Genomic DNA, 24,066 nt, shown 5'->3' with positions numbered 1-24,066 from the left:
CATTTACTCTATATCATAACGCTCCATTTTACTGTATAGCGTTTTCCTGTCTATATTGAGCAGTTTTGCAGCTTTAGATTTATTGTATTTAACCTTAATTAGCGTTTCCATAATCATTGCCTTTTCATTTACTTCATTAATTGCTTTTAAATCTGTACCACTAGACTTTGGTGCTTGATTAATGGAAATGATCATATCTTCTGGCAGGGCCTCAACTTCTGCTGTATCTGTTGGTGTTAGTAAAACCATTCGCTTAACTACGTTTTTAAGCTCCCGCAAATTTCCCGGCCAATCGTACTGAAGTAAAAGTGTTTTGGCTTCAGCCGAAATGTTTTTGACATCCCTGTTTAACTCCTGATTAGATAGTTTTATAAAGTGATTGATGAAAAGTTCTATATCCTTTCCTCTATTTCTCAATGCCGGTAATTGTATTTTAAATTCATTCAGTCGGTGGTAAAGATCTTCTCTGAATGAACCATTAGCTACACTCATTTTCAGATCATCATTGGTTGCCGTAATAATTCTTACATCAACTTTAATAGATTTGGTGCTGCCTAGGGGCTGTATGGTCCTTTCCTGAAGCGCCCGAAGCATTTTAACCTGAACCTCATAACTTAAATTTCCAACTTCATCTAAAAAAAGAGTCCCCCCGTCAGCAGCTTCAAATTGACCTTTTTTATCAGTTAAAGCACCTGTGAAAGACCCTTTTGCATGGCCAAACAATTCGCTGGCCGCTAAATCTTTCGATAGCGCCCCACAGTCGATAGCCACAAATGGTTTGTTGGCACGTTTACTCTGTGTATGTAAAGCACGTGCAGCATATTCTTTACCTGTACCACTTTCGCCTTGTATAATCACCGACATATCCGTAGGAGCTACCAGATTAATGTGTTCGTAAAGTTTGTCAGCAATTGTGCTTTTGCCTTTTATAGCGTCTGTATGTTCAACTGATTTGCTTGATTTAGCAGTTTCTTTTTTGCCCAATGCATTTTTTATGAGCATGAGTAGCTCATCTGGGTTAACCGGCTTGGTGATGTAATCAAAGGCACCGAGCTGTATAGATTTTACGGCTGTTCTAACATCGTTAAAACTGGTCATGATGATTGCTGGCTGAGCAGAACCTTTCTCCAATACATGAGAAAGAACGTCTAGTCCGGTACCGTCTGGTAAACGATAATCAATTAATAAGAGGTCGAAATTTTGCTGATCAGTAATTTTAAAGGCTTTTTTTACATCGTTTACAACATGTGGTTCATGGCCGTGCTTTGTAAGAAAGCCCTCTAAGACTTGAGAGAAGGTAGAATCGTCTTCAATGATCAGTATTTTTGCCATAGGTATTCGCTTGTGATAATAGCAAAAATACAAAAGCCGGATGAAATCCGGCTTTTGTGAGGTAATATATTATATAAATTAAGGGATATAGGTGCTTATTCTATAACAACGCCGTCTTTACCAATTTTTAAAGAGGCGGTTTCTTCTCCTTTTTTAACATCAATCAGATAATGCTCTGATTTGTCTGCTTTTGTAACAAGGAATGCTGCTGTTGGAATCCATTCTTTATATTTGTCTGAACTTAATGTAGCTTTCACGGCATCAGGAAGATCTTTCAATTCAACCGGAGTTTTTGTAGTACTGTCTTGTTGTGCGCTAATTACAACTGGAACTTTGATTTCGCTTGCTTGTACTGTAGCTAATCCTGCAAATGCCAGGAACGCTGCTGATAAAATGATCTTTTTCATAATTATAAAATTTAAAATTGTGTTCTAATTAATTACGATAAGGTAAGGTACAGAATGATGCCACAATTAGATTTTATTTTTAAATAACTGATATTCAGTTTATTGGTTTGTTTTTGTGCGTTCGAAGTTGTGGAGTTCCTCCCCAATGTGTTGCGGACTGAACCAGGGATGATGTTTAGAAGATGTTGCAAACCCTTCGGTAGGGCTTCGGGCACGCGTTTACCTTAAAAGCATCCTTAAAGGGATGTCGAAGGGCTTTCATTGGACCATTAGTCCTACGAGCTGCCTACGATAGGCCAATGGTACTCCTTATCCTGCCCTAGCCCTGAGCAAGGGTTCCCGAAGGATTCCCAATTGCCTTTCGGCTTTTTACGATACTATTTTAATTTTGAAAGAAGGCCATATTTTGATACTCCACAATGTTTTATTTGGTATTAATGGGTTTATGCCGCGCTTTCAACCAAATTTCAGATCACTAAAGGTTTACCATTAATTATCTAACGAGGTTTGCTTAAACAAATTAGGAAAAACATGAGCGAAGAAACAGCAGGAAAAAGATTCAACAAGGCAGATTTTGACAAGGTTGAAAGATTTATTGTAAAAGTACGGGTTGCAGAAGTTGGCAATTTAAGCCCAAAGGAGATGAGCGAATTTCGGGAAAAGTTAAAAATGCGAGGGGAAGACCATAGCGTCATGGACGTTATGAGGGAGGAAGCGATTGAAAGGGGGATTGAAATAGGACTTGGTGAGGGCATCGATAGAGGGATTATAAAGGGCCGTGTGGAAGGGCTTACGATGGGGCTTGAAGACGGTATTAAAATAGGAATCGGAAGGGGGCGTGATGAGGAACGTAGAAAACTGGCGATTAAATTAAAAGCCGAAAATGTTTCTTTAAGTATTATCTCCAGGACTACTGGGCTCACTATAGAAGAATTAACGTCTTTATAGCCGGAAATGAAAATCTATACAAATACATAAATCTTTTCTTAGCTTTGCTGTTATGCTGTCTAAGAAAACGAAATATGCAATAAAGGCACTGGTTGCTCTTGGCAAGAATAGGGAGAACCCTCCTATGCAAATAGTGCGGTTGGCAGAACAAGAGATGATACCCCGGAAATTTCTGGAGCAAATTCTACTTGATATGCGTAATGCTGGTTATTTATATAGTAAGAAGGGTGCAGGGGGTGGATATAGCTTGAATAAAGATCCAAAAGATATTTATCTGGCAGATATACTTCGTATTACTGATGGACCAATAGCAATGGTTCCTTGTGCCAGTTTAAAGTTTTACCGTAAGTGTGATGAATGTCATGATGAGGTGACTTGTGGCATCAGAAAAACATTTATTGATGTAAGGGATGCTACCTTAAAAGTACTTGCCCAAACAAGCATTGCTGATGTGATTGCCAGAGAAACTGACGATACGATCGTGAGCTAAATAGGTTTGTTAACCAAGAATCCATATGATTTTTAAAACCAGGACTCGTCCTGGTTTTTTGTTTTCAGGTGAGATTGACTTATAATACGTTACCGCGTAGGTCCTAAATTTAGTTAACTTTGTCAAAATTTTGAAAACTATGAATAAGATTAACAAGAATTTTTTCTGTAGTAGTGGAATGGGAGTGGTTTTATTGGCAGCGATGCCTTTTATGTCATTTGCTCAGAAACCTAACTGGCAGAACCTAGATTTAAAAGCAGATTCTACATTCGGTATAAGCACAGAAAAGGCTTATAATGAATTATTAAAAGGTAAAAAATCAGTACCAGTTATAGTTGCAGTTCTTGATGGTGGAGTAGAAGCCGTACATGAAGATTTAAAGCCTATTGTTTGGGTAAATAAAAAAGAAAAAGCTGGCAATGGCAAGGATGATGACAAAAATGGTTACATCGATGATATCCATGGCTGGAACTTTATAGGCTCATCAAAAGGTTCTGTTAATTATGAGACCTTAGAGTTGACGCGTTTGGTGAGAAGAGACAATGCTAAATTTGCCAATGCAGATGCTACTTCAGTAAAAGCAAACGAACTACCTGCTTTTGAAGCTTATCAAAAAAATAAAGCGGAATTGGATCAGGAGTTAGCTGAGGCTAAAACTGGATATGAGCGCTTTGGAGGAATCAAAAATGCAATTGATGCAGTAGTAAAGAAAATCGGTAAAGAAAATCCTACACGTGAAGATTTTCAGGCTTTTAAACCTGAAAATGATATGGAAACTAATATTCAACGTATCATGCTTGCTCAATTAAAAAACAGCAGTTTTGATGATTTTTATAAGACTCAGATCGTACCGGGTTACGACCACTATAAAAACCAGGTTGAGTATAACCTGAATGTTGATTATGATCCACGTGGTATTGTTGGTGATGATCCTAATAACAGCAAAGAACGTTTTTATGGTAACAATGATATAGCTGGACCAGATGCCAGACATGGATCTCATGTTGCTGGTATTATTGGCGCTGTACGCAACAATGATTTAGGTATCAAAGGTGTGGCCGATAATGTGGTTATTATGGGGGTTAGGTGTACGCCAAATGGTGATGAGCGCGATAAAGATGTTGCAAACGCGATCCGTTATGCTGCTGATAATGGTGCTAAAGTAATCAACATGAGTTTTGGTAAAGGATTTTCATGGGATAAAGCAATCGTTGATGAGGCGGTTAAATATGCAGTAGCTAAAGATGTATTGCTTGTTCATGCTGCAGGTAATGACAATAAAGATCTTGAGGTAGAGAATAACTTCCCGAATCCGGATTATATCGGCGGTGGTAAAGCTAGCTCATGGATTACTGTTGGCGCATCGAGCTGGACAAATGATGGTAAGATAAAAGCTAATTTTTCTAACTATGGTAAAACGAAAGTTGATGTTTTTGCACCTGGTGTAGACATTAACTCATCTGTACCTGGATCGAAATATGAAAAATTAAGTGGTACAAGTATGGCTTCTCCTGTAGTTGCAGGCTTAGCTGGATTGATTCGCTCTTACTATCCTAAATTAACTGCTGTACAGGTAAAAGATATTATTATGAAATCAGTAGTTAAAGTTGGTCAGTCTGTAGAAGTTAAAACAGAAACAGATACGAAGACTATTCCTTTTGCAGATCTATGTGTTACTGGTGGTATTGTAAATGCGTATGATGCATTGAAATTAGCTGCTGAGTACAAGAAATAAGCATTGTTTTGCAGTCGTCATTCTGAATGTATTTCAGGATCTCGCACGAACGAATAAGAAAGCCATTGATAGCAATATCAGTGGCTTTCTTATTTAATGGTGATTGAAGTCGGTGTGTTCTCTGGGTAGGGGGAGAATTTTGCGGGAAAATTTGTTCTCATCTATGAACGTAAGTCGTTCATATTTACATTCATTAATTCTATCTATACTGTTTAAATCTGAAAAGATAGCGATTAGCAAATTGTACATTTCTATACAGTTGTAATTTAAATGATGGGTTTTAAAGAGATCTATACAGCCCTCACAATAATCGCGGGCTAGCAGATATTCGCCTCTATTTCTAAGTTGATGTGCTTGTGCCATTTTTAAAATGGCTGCTGAATATTGTGTGACTTTATAACGGTGTTTGTTTTCATGAACAACGCCAAGAATTCTGATCAATTGTTCTGTTTTCTTGCCAGGGGTTATTCGCGACCGCGATATGGCAAGCATATTCATGATAAAGATGGTAAATGCAGATCTCCGGGTAAATTCTTTCGGGTGTAATTTGATGATGGTATTTATCATTTTAATTGCCCCTTGATCCGACCCATAAAATAAATTGAGTACTAGCGCCATTAGGTAAACAATCCCCTGCTGGGTATTGAGGGCTTTGCTGTCCTTTAAAAATGGATACGATAAGTTTTCTATCTGAACCGAAAGCTGGCTATTGCTAATGTTCTTGTTGGTAATTTTTGCATGAACGAGTTGGATAACTTCAAAAGGGTCTACCACCCAGTCTGATGGCCCCAGGTCTTGTATTTTTTCCATTCTCGCATTGATTCTGGCTTCATCCAGACTCAGTATATCCATAACAGCAAGGAGCGATTGATAGACTAAAGTATGCTCCTCAGCATCCGAAATCTCAACCAATACTTCCAGTGCTTCTTTGAAGCTTGTGTCTATAAAATCAAAGTTGATCAGCTGCTCAACAATTTTATCGTGCAGCTTGTGTTCCTTAATGAGGTGATTTGTGTCAGCGCTATATTTAGATCTGTACTTTAAGTTTTCTGCAATAAAAAGGATTAAATAATTGTGTTCGAGATGGTTTAGTGGCAAATCAAACACATATCTGAGCGATTTTAAGTCGCCTATTCTAATGATGAAGCGAATAGCCCATTGCAACAGTTGGAAGCGGGCGCTGTTATTTTGATGTTCATTCTGGATGTATTGGAAAAAATCTTCCTCTACTCGTAAATTGAATTTTTCCAGAATCTCAATGAACAGGAAATATTCAAATGTATGCGCGTGAATGAAACGAACAAATTCTCGCGGATGATAATCCTCATATTGTTTTTCTTCTATCAAGATACCATCGGAAAGGAGTTCCATGTAGGCGTTCTTGAATGCTGATAATTCTGCAATCAGATTGTCTTTCGGGACACTCGCCCCATTTTTGCCAAAATCGGTGAGTTGAATTACCTTTTTTAGGAAAAGGATTTTCTCTGTATAATAGTTGGAACGGTATATGTTTTCTTGGATAAACCTGGAAATCAGTTCGTGGAAGGTGATGTTTGTAGAATAATTGAAACAAGGGTCTTCTTGTTTTAACTGATAATACAGCTGGATATGGAATGGTAATTTTAGTTGGGCCTTGAGTTTTGGGTTGATTTCCGTTACCGCCTTGCCATCAATTTTAGCAACAATCAGATCTACTTCTTTTTCCGTTAATGGTGGAACGTTAGAAATCTCACTTACATTAAAGTAGTTACCCGCAAACCATTTCGATTTTAAATAAGCTGAATGTCTGATCAATTCGTAAAAGCGAATCCAATAAGTAGAGCGCATGCTCATCACCAATTTAATGCATTCAATGTCTTCTATTGCACAGATGAAATTGATGAGGCTATCAAAAAGTTGTTTCTTTAAATCCTTTTTAAGGGTAAGTTCTGAAAAACCATCTATAAAAATAACAAACTTACTCTTTGTATTCTTGTAGTTCTCCTGAATGAAGTTAATCAGACTTTCTTTTTTGGGAATATTGAGTAAGGTTTTTAGTTGATCCTCAAAATTTAGATTAGGATTTTCAGCATTAAAGAAGTTATATGCCTGCAAAAACAATATCGAGGAATCGTAGAAAGCAGTATTGGGGTTATGGAAGAATTTTTCTGCCAGATGGCACATTAAGATTGTTTTTCCGTAGCCTGGTTGTGAAACGAATGCAGTGAAGCTATAGCTACTTTTAAGAAACTCTTCAAAATCATGTTCGGCAAATTTTCTACTGATGGTCAATTCATAGGGCATACCCACACGATTTTTGATTCCTTTGAGTGTGAAATCGCTGACTTTGGATACCCTGTATCTAATGTCTCCCCAGGTTGCAGGGGGAGCACCGGGCTGAAGACTAATCGCAATTGGCCAGCTGTCTAAAATTTCTCCGCTAACATATTCAGTTAGCGTAGCTATAGTGAATTTTGAGAAGTTGTGTTTGACGGCAGCAAATCCAAATAACCGTTTAATGGTTGTTTCGCTGACATGCTTATTCAATGCTCTACTGATTTCAATCGATATCCTTTTGCAATCAGCAGGTGTCGCTGTCCTAATTCCTGTTTTGATTAGAATTAAACCTTTAAGTTCATTTAAGATAGATGTTTCATCCATACACTTTATAAGTGAGCGTTAAAAATATAACAAAACGAATATAACGCAATAATAAGAATAATGAACAGGCTTTTATTTTCGGAAAAAAGAAGAATAAAAAAAATGAATACTTCAAAAACCTATCCAACAGGGCTTTAGTGATGTTTTTTTGACGAAAGATGGAGCTGTTTATTCATATAATGAACAAAATGAACGCAATGAAGCCTTCACCCTGCTTTAAATGAACAAGACGAATAGAGGCAAAAAGGGGACGTATATCTACAATTGTACACAGTAAACATAATTCATCTCAATCACTCTCCTATGAAAAGGACCTCTACCTTATTTAACCTGCTGAAAAAGTATCTCTTCTTCGTTAGTTTTCTTAGTATAACGCTCATAACTTCTAAATCGTATAGCCAGACTAGGATTTATGCGGATAATGTGGTGGCCAGCCCTAATGCACAATCGTCGGTAGTGGGTTGTGGTTTTCTGGGGCTTGGACCATGCTTTAATGCGGTTACTGTAACTAATCCTGACAATGCGAAAAATAATAGTGAAACTAGTTTTGCAAGGGTAAACTCCACTGCTGGCGTAGCCCTTGATATTGGTGCTTATCAAGGAGAGTTGGAACTAAAGTTTCCAACTACCGTTGCTGCAGGCAAAACGGCTTATATTCGAATCAATGTAAATAATCCTGATCTCTTAAATTCGTTGCTAGGAGGTAGTTTGGGTAATTTACTAGCTGATGTGGTTGGAACAGTTGTACTTGGAGACCGGTATTTTCAAGCTGGGGCCAGAATGGGAACGGGGAGTGGTAATAATGTGATTTCTGCAAATAGTTCTAACCCATTTGCTACAGATAATGTCAAAATTATTAAAGATGTTAATGGCTATTTCTATATTGCCATTACGCCTCAAATGCCTTATGATCGCGTTTATGTAAAAGATTTTACCAAAGCTATTTTGGGGCTTGGTGCCAGCAGTTATACAGATGTTTATTATGCTTTTCATGGTGAGGGTACTGATCCATGTGCACAGGGCTTTGCCACCTCTTTCGAGGGGAGTGGTATAACATTAGACGCTTTGAAGCTGGGCCAGGCCGGAGTAACTAATATGGAAAGGGTCATTGATGCTGATAAAACTAATTTCTCTCAATTAAGTCTGGGTGTTGTGGGGTTAGGATCCGAGGTCAGTCAGGTGATTTATTTTGAAACCCTCTCTAAGACTACAGACGAGTTTAATGTAAAAATTCAAGCCGATAAAGCGTTGTTGGATGTGGGACTCTCAAACAATATTAAGCTAACGGCTTATAAGGGCTCAACGTCGGTTTACGAGAACAACTTAAATACTACGCTGAATTTGGATTTATTAGGTCTGTTGAAGACCGGAGTTCCTGTTCCGATTCCTTTTGCACCGGGAGTTGAATTTGATAGAGTAAAAGTGACTTTTTCTTCATTCGCAGCGGTTGGTTTAACGCAAACTTTTAAATTATACTCCGTTACACGTTCGGCGGCACGTCCAACGTTTGTAGATCCCGCATCGAATGCCGTTACAGCTTGCTATGGGACAGCTGCTAATTTAAAAGCAACAACATTACCTACAAATGAATTACGATGGTACGATGACCCTATAGCTGGTAATTTGTTGACTCCAAATGCTGACGGTTCTTACACCACTCCTGCATTAACGGCTAGTAAAACTTACTATGTTGCTGCAAGAACCATTGGCTGTACCGAAGAATCAGTAAGGGTGCCGGTAGTGGTGACTGTAAATCCGCAGGTAAATTTTGTAACCACGGTATTGAGTAATGCAACGCTAACTACACCTTACTTTAAGCAGATCACTGCCGCTACCGGTGGAACACCTGCATTTACTTATGCCTTGGCACAAGGTAGTACCCCGCTGCCAGCCGGTTTAACATTGGCTACCAATGGCGCTATAGGGGGGACCCCAACAGCTTCGGGTGTTTTCCCATTCTCTATTACCGCAACAGATAGTAAAGGTTGCGTGGCAATTGCCGCTTTTAGCTTAACGGTAAACGTTGCTTTGTCTATTGATACAAAGTTATTGCCTAATGGAACAGTTGACATACCTTACCCACCACAAACAATTCCAGCAGCTACTGGTGGAACAGGTCCATATACTTATGCGGCTCCTGTGGGCTCTTTGCCTCCAGGGTTAAACTTTGATCCGTTAACGAGGGTAATATCAGGCACACCTACAGTAAAAGGCACTTATGAGATTCCTGTAACGGTTACCGATGTAAACGGAAATACCATTATACAAAAATATACGATAGTGGTAAGAGATCCATTGGTATTGGCTACGGTGCCACTTTCGAATGGAACAGTGAATGTAGTCTATCCAACTCAAACGATCCCATCGGCTACTGGTGGAAGTGGTGCTTATACCTATAGTATAACAACTGGAGTATTGCCTACTGGATTAACATTCGATCCGATTACCCGCGAAATAAAAGGTACACCGACCTCCCAAGCGGGAACATACCCGATCCAGATTACTGTTGCCGACACGGAAGGAAAAACAACGATAGCTAATTATAGCATTCTGGTAAAAGATCCATTGTTACTACTGACGAAGTCATTGCCAGACGGAACAGTGGGTGTTGCTTATGCGACTCAAACGCTTACTGGTGCTACAGGCGGAGTAGGTCCTTACACTTATCTAGGTAGCAACTTTCCTCCGGGCTTAACATTTAATCCCGCAACACTTCAGGTTTCAGGAACGCCAACGGCTTCGGGTTCCTATATTGCAACTGTGAAGGTAACTGATGCGGATGGGACGGTTGCCAATCAAACTTACACGATAAAAGTAAACGGAGAACTTACACTTCCATCGGCTATCTTGCCAAATGGATTGGTGGGTACGGTTTATCCAACTCAGGTTTTGCCTGCTGTTAGTGGAGGTACATCTCCATATACTTATACGGCAATTGGTACGCCTCCCGGCGTAAACTTTGATCCTGTTACCCGAGAAATTAAAGGAACACCATTATCCGGTGGTACTTTTACGGTAACTGTAACGGCAAAAGATATAAATAATCTGAGCACAACTACAGATTACACCATCGTTGTGGGGGTAAGTGCTCCTATTGTAAATGGAGTAACTACTTGTAGTGGAACTCCAGCAACATTATCTGTATCGAGTCCACAAACGGGGGTTAATTATAACTGGTATGGCCCTACGGGAAATACGCCGTTATTTACAGGTACAACTTATACTACAGGTCCTTTAAATTCCAGCACAACTTTTTATGTAGAAGCTGTTTCTGGTACTGCTGTAAGCAGTCGGACAGCTGTAAATGTAACGATTAATGCCGCTCCAGACCCTGCTACTGTAATTACTGCAAATGAGAATATCAGTACAGGGCAGACTGCAACGCTATTGGTTAGTTCAACTGGCGGTAGCATTGTAAAGTGGTATACAGCAGCAACAGGGGGCGCGGCATTCTTCACAGGAACCACCTATACTACACCGGCTTTAGCTGCTACCACCAGCTATTTTGTGGAAACAGAAAGTGCATTAGGTTGTGTGAGTGCAACTAGATCCGAGGTTAAAGTTACAGTAACCAATTTACCAGTAAACGCTAAGTGTAATGCTGCTACTAGTCAGCAATCTGGTGTTGATGGTATTTGTCTCCTATGCGGAGTGGTTGATCCAGGCGCTTCAACAGATGCAGATCCAAATACTTTTACTAAAATTAATTTGGTGGTTGGTGCTGGTGCATCAGGTTATCAACGATTGATATTTGCTGCTCCAGGTACGGCTACTGACAGTGTTCGTTTAGATATCGCTACACCGGTAGGTCTAACTGATGTGGCCGTATTAGGAAATATTACGATTACTTTATTTAATGGCAATACCATGGTTGGTACTGCACATGCTTTAAATGAAACACAAATTAGTCTTCAGTTACTAACAGGAAACCGATTTAAAGCGACCTTCGTCGCAGGCGGGGTATATGATCGTGTCGAGATACGCTTTGGGGCTTTGGTTTCTGCCTTGAGTAATTTAAGTATTTACGGGGCAGAGATCGTTTATCCTAATCCAACGGTTTCTGCTACTGGCAGAACAATTTGTGCCGGCAGCGCGACTACCTTAAATGCAACTGCAAATGGTGGTACCACATTAAAATGGTTTGCTTCATCATCTGGAGGTACTGCACTTGCTACAGGAGCAACCTTTACAACCCCTACAATCTTAACAGTAAACACTACTTTTTATATTGAAGTGAGTAAAAATGGTTGTGCAAATACAGACAGGGTACCAGTTACGGTTATTGTAACTACTCCACCTGATGCTCCGGTATTGGCAAATTCAGACGCAGTATGCGCTGGGTCGGCAGCCGTATTGTCTGTTAGCAATCCCCTGGTAGGAGCAACTTACAAATGGTACACCTTAGAAGTAGGAGGAACACCAGTATTTGAAGGACCAGTATTTAACGCGGGTATATTAAATGCTACAACTACCTATTATGTCGAAGCTGCTATTGGAAGCTGTTCAAGTGCAACTCGTACTATGGCAGTGGTTACTGTAAACCCACTTCCGGCTTTGCCACAAGTTCAGGCCTCGGCTACAACGGTAAGTCCGGGACAAACAGCGATACTTAATGCTTCATCACCTGAAGCCAATATTATATTTCACTGGTACAGTTCAGCAACTAATACTACACCTTTGCACACCGGCCCTACATACGTAACCGCTCCATTAATGGTTACAACTACCTATTACCTTGAAGCTGCGTCGACTGTAACTGGTTGTGCAGCTTCTAGCCGTGTGCAGGTTACCATTGATGTAGATAATAATGGGCTACCGAATCCGGTACCATGTGAAGGGGCTGTAACCCAAACGAACGGGGTGGACGGTCTTGGGTTATTGGCGGGGGTATTTAACCCTGAACTTGCCGTTGATGCCGACACTAAAACAGGATCATCATTAGTACTGCCGGTAGGTTTACTGGGAGGCTCAGTTTATCAGCGTGCTGCGTTTACTGGACTTTCACATACAGGTGATACCGTACGTGTTCAATTGTCGACACCAGGTAAATTACTTTCATTAGGACTTTTAGGGGGAATTACGCTGACTACTTATAATAATGGTGTAAGTAATAATGATCCATTGTTATTGACCAATAATTTGGTAGATATGCAATTATTAAGTGGAAATACAGAGGCCCTACTCACTTTTGTTCCGGCCACTCCATTTGATCAGGTAGAAGTCCGCTTAAATGCCGGCGTGGCAACAGCGCTCACAACGGTTGATTTAAACTATGCACAACGTATTACCAAAGCACCAGAAGTAGCCTCGGCGAATGTTGCTGGTTGTGCAACACAACCATTAGCCTTATCAGTGCTTAATCCTCAAGTAGGACTTACCTATAAATGGTATGATGGAACAGGAGCCCTTGTTTTTACAGGAAATCCTTATAACACACCTAATCTTACGGTAAATACCAAGTATTATGTCTCAGCGGCTAATGCTTCAGGATGTGAAAGCTACAAAACTTTAATTAATATAAGTGTAAACCCTAAACCTGCGACACCAGAATTAGAAACACCGATTGTAAATACCTGTGCTGGTAATACTGTGATTTTGAAGGTTAAAAATCCAATTACTGGCCTCACTTATAAATGGTACAATAGTACTAATACCTACCTTGCCCAGGATGGGACGTCGTTAACGATACCTGCTGTTTTGGCAACAACAACTTATTCTGTAGAAGCTGTAAATAGTTGTAATGTAGCTTCTGACAGAGCAACAGCGACGATTAATGTTGGGTCATTAGATATACCAGTGATTACTCCGCCTTCTGTTACAGTAAGGGTTGGGGTGCAAGCTGTTTTAACTGCAACATCCAGCACTGCCGGTGTTACATTTAAATGGTACGATACTCCCGGAGGCTTGATACCGTTGTTTACCGGTCCAACTTTTATCGCAGATGCTCAACTGGTGGCGGGTTCGAAAACTTATTATGTTGAAGCTACAGCGCCTTCGGGCTGTAGCGCCCCAACAAGAGCGTTGGTTACTGTAACGGCTTTTGATGGACCTGTATCACCTGTTCCTTGCGAAGGTGCAAGTGCACAAACTAAGGGAACTACTGGCATAGTACTGCTTACTGATGTATACAATTCAGGATTGGCGATTGATCAGGATGCAGCAACGGCATCATCTCTGGTGATACCAGTTGGCTTAGCGGGATCTGTTTACCAACGTTTAGGTTTTAACGGTTTATCTAATGTAGGTGATACGGTTAGGGTATTGCTTACTTCGCCAAGTAAAATACTTTCATTGGCAATTTTACCATCACTTGAGCTTACATCTTATAATAATGGGACGAGTAATGGTGATGCAACCGTGATTTCCAATTCATCGATCAATCTTCAACTTTTGAGTAATGGTTCTCAGGCTTTGTTAACTTTTGTGCCAACCTTGCCATTTGATGCTATTGAAGTAAAATTAAATTCAGGACTTTTAGGGGCCTTTACCTCCATAGACGTGAATTATGCGCAGCGTATAATGATTGCTCCAAATGTATTGGCGCCAACTGCAGCTGCGTGTCAGGGATCGGCGGCAGTATTGTCTGTCACCAATCCTCAGCCTAACGTAACCTATAAATGGTACCAGGGAACTACATTCATGGCGGATGGCAACACCTACTCAACGCCTACAACATTGACTGCGGGTACTTATGATTTCTTTGTTACTGCCGCAAGAAATGGATGTGAAAGCAAAAGGGTAAAAGTAGTGGTGACCATATTGCCTTTGCCATTGACTCCTGTTGCGGATGTGCTTAGTCCGGTAACGACTTGTATCAATACACCTGTTACTTTAAGCGTACAAGCTGTAAATGGGGTAGCATTTAACTGGTTTGATGCTGCGGTTGGCGGAAACCAATTGGTAGCAAATAATAAGGATTACCTCAGTTCAGCAAATTTAGCCGTGGGTACTTATGACTATTTTGTTGAAGCCGTTAATGCAAATAGCTGTACTAACTCAGCCAGATTAAAAATTACGCTTATTGTTAGGCCTAATGCATTGGCAGCTGATATTATTGTTAGTGATCAAACCATTTGTTCGGGTAATACAGCAATATTAGTAGCAACTGCTCCAACTATTACTGGTGCTACATTTAAATGGTATAAGGATCCGGCTTTAAAGGATGTTCCGTTTGATGGGGCTAGCTTTACTACCGATGCGTTAACGGTAACCACCAAATACTACGTCATTGTAAATGGACCAAATACCTGTGCTAATGATGCTTCATCCGCTAAAATTGTTACCGTAACGGTAAATAAGAATTCGGTAGCATCAGATATTGTAGTAGCAGATAAAGCCATCTGTGCAGGTTCTACCGCTACTTTAAATGCAGCCAGTACAACAGTAACTACTCCGGTATTTAGATGGTACAAAACTCAGGCATTAACCGATGTACCTTTTGTAGGAGCTTCGTTTACTACAGATGCACTTACTACAACCACTAAGTATTACGTAACTGTAAGTGGTGATGGTACTTGTGCAAACACCGCTGCTTCTGCTAAAATTGTTACGGTTACAGTAAATCGCAACGCTACAGAAGCCGACATTATTGCGGCCGATAGAGCTACTTGTTCAGGTACTGCGGTAGTTTTGACCGTTACAAGCGCGATAAACAATCCAGTATTTAGCTGGTATCGCAATGCTGCCCTCACTGATCTGGCTGTAAGAAGCAGTACATTTACTACACCAGCATTAACGGCTACCACCAAATACTATGTTACCGTAAGTGGAACTGATGTTTGCGCGAATGATCCCGCAAATGCTAAAGTAGTAACGGTAACGGTAAATCGAAATGGCATAGCTTCAGATATTACCCTTGCAGATAAAACCATTTGCTCGGGAACTACAGCAATACTTAACGCAAGCAGCGCAGTACTTTTACCCGTATTTAAATGGTATCGAGATGCTTCGCTAACTGATCTTGCATTTGAAGGACCGACCTTTACTACGCCTGCGCTTACCCTAACCGCCAAATATTATGTAACGGTTAGCGGAACTGGTGTTTGTGCCAATGATATGGCCTCAGCAAAAGTAGTTACAGTTACTGTAACTCGAAATGGAGAGGTTAAGGATATCATTTCAGCTGATCAAACCATTTGCTCGGGACAAACGGCATCTCTTACTGTAAGCAGTGGTACTGTAAATAACGCTGTATTTACCTGGTACCGTGATGCCGAATTGACCGATGTAGCCTTTAGGGGGGCAAATGTAACTACACCTATTTTGACTACGACTAGCAGGTATTACGTGACGGTGAGCGGGGATGGGGTTTGTGAAAATGTACCTGGTTCGGCCAAAATGGTGACGGTAACGGTTAATCCAGTGCCAAATGTACCAATCATTGGTCCAGCAAGTCCAACAGCTTGTTCTGGTGATGCTGTGATATTAACCGTTCAAAATCCGCAAGCCGGAGTTACTTACGAATGGTATACTGCTGCGTCGAATGGAACTTTATTGCATACCGGTATTTCGTATACCACTGATCCACTTAATGGGAATGTTGATTACTATCTAAAGGCTACCAACGCGTCAAATTGTGGTAGTGTTAATGGTATGGTTAAAATAACCGTTGTCGTAACAAATAGGCCACAGGCACCTTCGGTACCTTTGGGCACTGTAAATACTTGTATTGGAAGTGGGGCTACTTTATCCGTATCCAATGCGGTAGCCGGTGTTACTTACAATTGGTATGCTACAGCGCTTAGTACTACTATATTAGGTTCTGGAACGACGTTTACTACACTGCCAGCCACTGCTACCACTACAACTTATTATGTAGAAGCTAAATCAGGAAACTGTACAAGCTCATCGCGTACACCAGTAGTTGTCAATGCAGGCGCACTTCCAAATCCTCCTGCAACAGTTTCGGGCGCTGGTAGTCCGGTATGTCCAGGTAGTACGACGGTATTGACGGTTAATAACCCCGATCCTGCAGTTAAATATGCATGGTTTAACGTTCAAACTGGTGGCGCATCACTAGCAGAAGGAAATAGCTTTACTGTACCAGCATTGTCTGCAACAACAACTTACTATGTAGGTAGTATTAATTTGCTCAGCGGTTGTTCAAGTAGTACACGCACTGCGGTAACCATTACAGTATTAACTAAGCTTGCTGCACCGGTGGTATCTGTACAGGCTGCAACAGCAACTAGTATCAACTTTGCCTGGATTGCGGTACCTGGAGCTACGGCCTACGAGGTTTCTACAGATGCAGGCTTAACATGGACGGCTCCAAGTTCGGGGCCGGCTGGAACTTCACACCTGATTGCGGGCTTAAACCCAGACCAGCAAGTGATGATACGGGTAAGGGCAAAAGGCCAACTGGATTGTCAGCTAAGCGATGCAACCACCTTTACCGGAAAGGCTGAGAATCCTTTGGGCAACGAGATCTTTATTCCGAACACATTTACGCCAAATAACGATGGTAAAAATGATATCCTGTATGTCTACGGAAATACCATTGCTAAATTAAAACTGCGTGTGTACAACCAATGGGGACAATTCTTGTACGAATCATTATCCATTCAGAATGGTTGGGACGGTACTTATAGGGGCACTTTACAACCAAATGGAGTATACGTGTATTATCTGGACGCTGACTTTAATGACGGCACAAAAGCAACTAAAAAAGGAACAATAACACTATTGAGATAAAAATGTATCCGATGATAATGAAAAATAGAATTGTTATGAAGAAACTAATTAGAACCCTAATAATAGGAGCATTTTTAAGTTTGGGTGCGTTAAAAGGATCCGCACAAATTGACCCTCACTTTTCACAATATTATGCTCACCCACTATGGTTAAACCCAGCCTTAACCGGAGTTACTGATGGAGCATATAGAGTTTCATTAAATGCTAAACAACAATGGGGGGCTATCTCTAACTCATTTTTAACCGGGGCCGCATCCTTTGATATGGCCCCGGTTAAAAACCTGGCTTTTGGTGCAATGGTGCTTAATCAAAATGCTGGTGATATCAGTTACAATCATTTAAGTGCATTGGTTTCGGGTGCATACCGGATTCACTTCGGAAGGCAAGGATTAAATATGGTCAATTTTGGATTGCAGGCTGGTATTTTAAACAAGAGTTTTGATCCTTCAAAAATTACATTGGGTAGCCAGTACAATCCTGTAACCGGGTATGATCCTGGCTTAGGTCTTAGCGAGTCCTTCTCTTCAAGCAATACCCTTGTTCCGGATGTAAATGTTGGAGTGATGTATTTTGATGGTAATCCAGATCAGGATGTGAATGTTTTTGCTGGGGCAATGGCGGGCCATTTAACCAGGCCGATAGATAAGTTTTTGGGAAATAGTATTCGGATGCCTATACGCTATGCTACACATGGTGGTGCGAGGGTTAGAATCTCGGATTCTTTTGATATTACCCCGAATGCTTTGTATATGAAACAAGGTAATGCGCGCGAAATTTCTGCAGGTGCATATGCACAATTTATGCTTAATCCTGATTCTGATCTCCTTTTTGGTTCTAATTATAGAGTAGATGATTCTGCTATTGCTTTTTTTGGGTTACACCTCAATAATATGGTGTTCGGATTGAGTTATGATTTTAATACATCGAACTTAAACAGGGCTACGGGAAGTAAAGGAGGACTGGAGCTGTCTGTTTCATTTACTGGTAGAAAAGGAATCCTTGGCCCTAACTTTTTTTGTCCACGATTATAGTTGAACTAATATGAATTCATTACACATTAATGAAAGCCCGATGAAAACCAAAATACTCCTGATCCTCTGTTTATTTACTTCCGTAGCACAAGCGCAATTTGTAGCCAATAATAAAAGGGTGGCTGATGTATATTTTCAAAATAAAGAATATTATGCTGCGGCAGTATATTATAGAAAGGCGCTGACTCCTACTATCGATAGTGCTAACTTTGTAGTTCCTTTTGGTTTTGTAGAGAAGATCAAAGAAGAAAGCCCCAAAAAGGATGAATTTGAATATTGTACTTACCAGCTTGCTGAGGCTTTAAGGTTGTATAAAAACTTTGGGGATGCAGAAAAATGGTACTCAACGGCGACGGAATTTACTAATCCAAAGTATATTTTAAGTGGCTTTTGGTATGCCGAAACCTTGCGTTCCAATCAGAAGTTTAATGATGCTATTGCTGCATTTAATGCGTTTTTGGCCAAGTACCCACTTAAGGATGATTATGTAACCAAAGCCGCGCAAGAGATCGCCTCCTGCAAGTTTGCACTTTACGAGTTGCGCTATCCCAGGATGTACAGATTTGATAGATTGAAGAATAAAGCGAACACTTTAGGCTCAAATTATAGCCCTACTTTAAAGGGAGCTAATCTTTATTTTAGTTCATCAAGACCGACAGGTGGAACGGGTAAGAAGGAAGTGCTGACTGGTAATGATGCAAAGGTTGTTAGGAAAGAGACTCCATATTTGAATGCCGTGTACGTGACTTCTGGGAATCCACTTTCAGAGGAGGTAACAGTTAAAAAAACAGCTATTGAAGGGAAAGATAGAGAGTCGGCTGCACCAAGTTTTCATCCCAACGGTCGTGTTGCTTATGTGACGAGTTGGACCACACAGGGCAACAAGAAAATATATCAGGTAAATGCTACGCCTGGTGCTGCAAGGGAATGGTCGGAACCTGTTGAATTGGGTAGCCAGATCAATGTTAGAGGTTTTAATTCCATGCAGCCTTTTGTCACTACAGATGGAAAGTATTTGATCTTTTCATCAGACAGACCTGGTGGATCGGGTAAATTTGATTTATGGTATGCGCAGATCCTTATCGATGGGGCATTAGGTACAGCGGTAAATATGGGTAGCACAATCAATACTCCTGAAAATGATGAAGCTCCATATTACAATACAGCGAATAAAAGATTGTTGTTTAGCAGCAACGGGAGAGTAGGCATGGGCGGCTTAGATTTCTTTGAAACTGATGGCGATTTCAGTAACTGGTCTGAGCCCCGTAATATGGGATTTCCTTTTAATTCTTCAAAAGATGATCTTTATTTTACACCACTCAATAATGATGAATCCGAAGCTTTGATCAGTTCAGATCGTGAATCGATTTGCTGCCTGGAGATTTTTGTTGTTAAAAAGAATTTCCTGGTTATTCAGGGGACTTTGTTTGACTGTACTACTTTAAAGCCGTTAAAGGACGCGGTAGTTACGCTGGCAGATTCGGTGCAACAATTTAAGTTTACTACAGATGAGCTAGGGAAATATACTTTTAGAGTAAATAGTAATCGCCAGTTTAAATTGACCGCAGATAAGGATAAGTACTTTAGTAAGATCCTGAATTTTAGCTATGCGCAAATGGCCTTAAAAGATACTTTGTTTAGTCCGGAGCTCTGCTTAACGCCTTTTGAAATTGATAAGCCAATTGTGTTAAAAAATGTTTTGTATGAGTTTAATCAGGCAACATTGACGGAGGATTCAAAAGAAAAGATGGATTACCTGTATACTATTATGGTTGATAATCCAACAATTGAGATTGAGCTAAGTGCACATACTGATAGTAAAGGGTCTGAGGTTTATAACTTGGATTTGTCGGAAAGAAGAGCAAAATCTTGTGTTGATTATTTAGTAGAAAAAGGGATTGCTCAGAACAGGATGACCAGTCGTGGTTATGGTAAAACCAGACCTATTGCACCAAATGAGCTTCCGAATGGAAAGGACAATCCGGAGGGGAGAGCGCTTAATCGTAGAACAGAATTTAAGGTTACCAAAAAATAAATACAAATTCTCAATCGAAACCCCGTATAGATTTTGCTTCAAAGTTTATATGGGGTTTCTGCTATATGGCTCATTTTCGGCTATTTGTTAAAAATATTTATGCTATAATTACATTATATTGTAAATTGGCCTTTTCATTTTTAATTATGCGCTACTCTAAATGTGCCATTCTGGTGTTTCTACTGTTCGGTTTCTTAACTGGATTTTCTCAAACTGTTGAAGTAACCAGTACTGCTGATGCAGGTACAGGCACGTTGAGAGCAGCATTGTCTAATGTTCCCGCGGGCACAACGGGTTATACCATTAATTTTAATCTACCTGGTCCTGCAACAGAAAACAATAGGACGATTAGATTGCGTTCAGCTCTACCATCTATACCTTCAAATGTTACAATTGACGGAACTTCTCAACCAGTTTGGGATGTATTAGGTGTTTCCGGAGCTAAAATTATTATAGAACCTGAGTTTGCCAATTCTACTTTTCATGGTTTAACGATTGGAACCTATAATACGGTGTATACGCAAGTCGTAAATGTACAAATCTATGGTCTGTTTCTTCGAAACTTTGCCAAGTTTACCAGTCTTCAAAATGTGAATACAAATCAGGGGTCTGGTATTGTAATCGATTATAGGGCCAGTAACATAAAAATCGGAGCCCCTGGAAAGGGTAATATTATTGGAGGGACGATCAATGGCATCTTAATTAACAACTCCAATTATTATACTGCTCCTGCTTTAGCAAACATTAGCATCCAGTCTAATTTAATCGGAGTACTGTATGATGGCATAACAGCGATACCAAATATAACAGGTATTTCCTCGAGCTTATATGAAACATCTATCGCTATTGGTGGCGATAATGCAGGAGAGGGAAACGTGATTGCGGCTAATCAGACCAATGTTAACATTAACAGAGTGAATAGTTCAAGTTCACGTATTAGTGTAGTTATTGTTAATAATAAAATAGGGGTAAATTTTAACGGGACAAAGGATTTTTCTGATCTACAATTATTTCTTTTATCATCCTCACTTGAGATTCATGGTGTAAAGGTTAACGCTGTTAATACAGACCTATATCTACGCAAAAATATCATCTCTGGTAATCGTACTACCGGCGTATATATAACGAATTCGGATTTTGTCCTTACCAGTAATTATATTGGAACAGGAATTGGGAAAACGGAACTATTAGGTAATGGTATTGGTGTGAGACTTGAAGGCGCGGCAACAGGAACCATAGGTGGTACGGTGACATCAGATTTGGGAAATATTATTGCAAACAACAATTATGGGGTAGAACTTACTTCTTCGAGGCAGGTTAAAATAATGAGGAACAGTTTTTATTGCAATAAGATATTTGGTATAGGCCCAGCCTTAAATTATACACAAGCTTACGTGCAAATCCTCATTAAAAGGCCTAATCACATAGAAGGTAGAGCTACAGCTAATACGGAAGTAGAGCTTTTCTATACACAGGAATGTAATGGTATTTGTGAGGGAAGGGAGTACTTTGTAACTGTTCAGACTGATGCTACTGGTCGTTGGTATTATGATGGCCCCCTAGCAGGGAATGTTACGGCAACTGCAACTCCTATACTAAATGGAACCACATCACAGTTTTCAACAGCAGCTTTGTTAGAGGGTGAAGCCATCGTTACCTCGGTAACTTGTCATGGAAATGGTTCTATAAAAATACCTGAACCCCGGGAAGGCTTTACTTTTACATGGAATAGGATTGAAGAAAATGGAACGCGGACAGAATTGATACCTCCAGGAACTGTACAGGAAATCAGTGACTTACCAGTTGGACAGTATGAAGTGGTTATTGATGACGGATGTAGAGCCGTTGCAAGACAATTTCCAATAAAAGATCAAAGATTGGTAAATCTTGTTGTGAATTGGCCTACGCCAAGCTGTGGACAGCTTGCTTTTCCATTCTCGGCCAGTGTTGACAGAGGAGAAGGGGCTTTAACTTACAAGTGGACCAATGTGGTTACAAATCAAGTAACCTATGGTAAGACGGTAACCATGCCTGAGGGGACATATAAGCTAGTGGTTACTGATCAGGCTGGTTGTCCTATAGAGTCAGAAGTAAAGGAAATTAAAAGACTCCCGTCGCCCATTATCAATACAGGAACTGCAGTGGTTGGTAAAGCCGCTTGTGGTGCTTCAAATGGAGTAATTAAAAATATTACGATAACGGATTTTATCGGAACACTTACCTACAAATGGTACGTAATGGATCGGGATCCTTTAACAGGTACATATGTTCAGGGTGCTAAGGTTGGAGATGACCTTGATCTTGTAGATATGCCTGGAGGAATTTATATGTTGGAAGTGAAGGATCAAGGACCTTGTCCTGCCGTTCGTATTAACTATCCGGGTATTACCATTGCGATCACCAATTCTGTTATTATAAATGGAGGTACTACGCAGAACACAACTTGTGGTAATAATAATGGGGCGATAAATAATATTGCCATCACTCAGGGAGATACCTATAGACTAACCACTTCTACGGGTGTGCTTGTGAAAAGTGGAACATGTAGCCCTGGTATACCATTCAATATTACAACTGGTATAAATGGAGGTTTGGCTTCAGGAACCTATATTTTAAATGCAAGTAACTCCATTACCGGCTGTACAGCGGTTGCTGCAAATTATATCATAGGCATAACTCAAATAACTCAGTATCCAGCTCAGGTCGTTTCAATAAACAAAGCTAAATGTGATTTAGACAATGGATCAATCACATTGAACTATCCCAATAATATAAAGCCGCCGACAGGTAAATATCAGTGGAAGAATGAGGCAGGTGAAGTTTTTCCGGGGACGGCAGAGAAGATCGAAAATCTACCAAAAGGATATTATACTTTACACATAATTGATCCCAATGGCTGTACTTCTGATCCTTTGGGGCCTTATGAGATTGACCGGATTCCGTTAATTATTGTAGATAAGATGAGTGGAGTGTCAACAGATGACGTTTGTGGCTTAGGGCGTGGAACGATAACAGGTGTACGAATTTCAGAAGGATTGCCTTTAAGTGGTTCGGGTGCAGATGCGGTATATTTATATCAATGGAAAAATGCGAACGGAGATATCGTCAGTACAGATCGGGATTTGACTAAAGCGTTCGCAGGAGAATACCATCTTGAAGTAAGAGACCAGGCTTCTTGTGATCCCCAAATCAGTAGAGTTTTTAAGATTGAAGCACCAACTATTCCATTGCAAACACCAACGTTTGACCAGAAGCGACGTGTATGTTATGCAACTGAAATAATGATTCCAATAACTGCCCCCGAGGAAGGTATTTATCAAATGTTCCATTCTGAAGATGACGTTATTCCAGTTATGGAAACTAAGAATGGAATATTTATTTTTAAGGTGGCCAAAACAAGTGAATATGTGATCCGTAGAAAGAACGGAACCTGCGTTAGCGACTTTGTTCCACTGCACATTGAAGTAACCAACGACAACCTCGAGATCAAGAATACCATGACGCCTAACGGTGATGGCATGAATGATTACTGGATGATTAGCGGCTTGCCCGATTACAAGGACATCAATATTAAAGTCTATACACGTAGTGGTCAGTTGGTATACGAATCAACAGGGCCCTATAACAAGCCATTTGATGGGCGGTTTAGAGGCGTAGATCTTCCCGCCGGAGCGTACTATTATAAAATAGATTTAAGAGCTGATTGTAATCCAATAGGAGGTAGTATTACCTTATTAAGATAAGATTAGGGCTAA

10 protein-coding genes are annotated in these 24,066 nt (G+C 40.3%); 7 read left to right on the top strand and 3 right to left on the bottom strand.

Translation table 11 applies throughout. The features are described 5' to 3' along the window. Positions 1-3: 3 nt before the first annotated feature. Together FBD94_RS14020 and FBD94_RS14015 are read right to left on the bottom strand one after the other, a co-directional pair. Positions 4-1,332 carry a sigma-54-dependent transcriptional regulator gene (locus FBD94_RS14020; protein WP_136880637.1) on the bottom strand — a complete coding sequence of 443 codons (1,329 nt, stop codon included), beginning with the start codon at positions 1,330-1,332 and terminating at the stop codon, positions 4-6. Between the two features lie 95 nt (positions 1,333-1,427). Next, positions 1,428-1,739 carry a hypothetical protein gene (locus tag FBD94_RS14015; RefSeq protein ID WP_131611091.1) on the bottom strand — a complete coding sequence of 104 codons (312 nt, stop codon included), beginning with the start codon at positions 1,737-1,739 and terminating at the stop codon, positions 1,428-1,430. 531 nt (positions 1,740-2,270) lie between these two features. Here FBD94_RS14015 and FBD94_RS14010 point away from each other — a divergent pair. The 3 genes from FBD94_RS14010 (at position 2,271) to FBD94_RS14000 (ending at position 4,912) form a co-directional block, all read left to right on the top strand. Continuing rightward, the gene (locus FBD94_RS14010) at positions 2,271-2,687 is read left to right on the top strand and encodes a hypothetical protein (RefSeq protein ID WP_131611090.1); all 417 of its coding nucleotides are present in this window, start codon (positions 2,271-2,273) and stop codon (positions 2,685-2,687) included. 52 nt (positions 2,688-2,739) lie between these two features. Then, complete coding sequence (locus FBD94_RS14005; protein ID WP_090782695.1) at positions 2,740-3,177, top strand: RrF2 family transcriptional regulator; 438 nt, start codon at positions 2,740-2,742, stop codon at positions 3,175-3,177. A 139-nt stretch (positions 3,178-3,316) separates the two neighbouring features. Continuing rightward, complete coding sequence (locus FBD94_RS14000; protein ID WP_136880636.1) at positions 3,317-4,912, top strand: S8 family peptidase; 1,596 nt, start codon at positions 3,317-3,319, stop codon at positions 4,910-4,912. Between the two features lie 93 nt (positions 4,913-5,005). Here the strand turns inward: FBD94_RS14000 and FBD94_RS13995 are convergent, their stop codons facing one another. After that, entirely contained in the window at positions 5,006-7,552 is a 2,547-nt protein-coding gene (locus FBD94_RS13995; protein ID WP_205945885.1) for an NACHT domain-containing protein, read from the bottom strand. Positions 7,553-7,855: 303 nt separating this feature from the next. Between FBD94_RS13995 and FBD94_RS13990 the strand changes: the two genes are divergently transcribed. From FBD94_RS13990 to FBD94_RS13975, 4 genes are all read left to right on the top strand, one after another. Further along, complete coding sequence (locus FBD94_RS13990) at positions 7,856-17,245, top strand: Ig-like domain-containing protein (protein WP_136880635.1); 9,390 nt, start codon at positions 7,856-7,858, stop codon at positions 17,243-17,245. A gap of 35 nt (positions 17,246-17,280) precedes the next feature. Beyond that, positions 17,281-18,276, top strand: coding sequence for a PorP/SprF family type IX secretion system membrane protein (locus FBD94_RS13985; RefSeq protein WP_235884474.1), 996 nt, complete (start codon positions 17,281-17,283; stop codon positions 18,274-18,276). A gap of 40 nt (positions 18,277-18,316) precedes the next feature. Beyond that, positions 18,317-20,311 (top strand): OmpA family protein, encoded by a 1,995-nt coding sequence (locus FBD94_RS13980; RefSeq protein ID WP_235884472.1) that lies wholly within the window; start codon positions 18,317-18,319, stop codon positions 20,309-20,311. A gap of 146 nt (positions 20,312-20,457) precedes the next feature. After that, a complete protein-coding gene (locus FBD94_RS13975) occupies positions 20,458-24,054 on the top strand; it encodes a T9SS type B sorting domain-containing protein (protein ID WP_136880632.1) in 3,597 nt (1,198 codons plus the stop codon). The last annotated feature ends 12 nt before the right edge of the window (positions 24,055-24,066 follow it).

It is taken from the genome of Pedobacter hiemivivus (assembly GCF_005144565.1).
Classification (GTDB): domain Bacteria; phylum Bacteroidota; class Bacteroidia; order Sphingobacteriales; family Sphingobacteriaceae; genus Pedobacter; species Pedobacter hiemivivus.
This window is presented reverse-complemented; position numbering and strand designations above follow the sequence as displayed.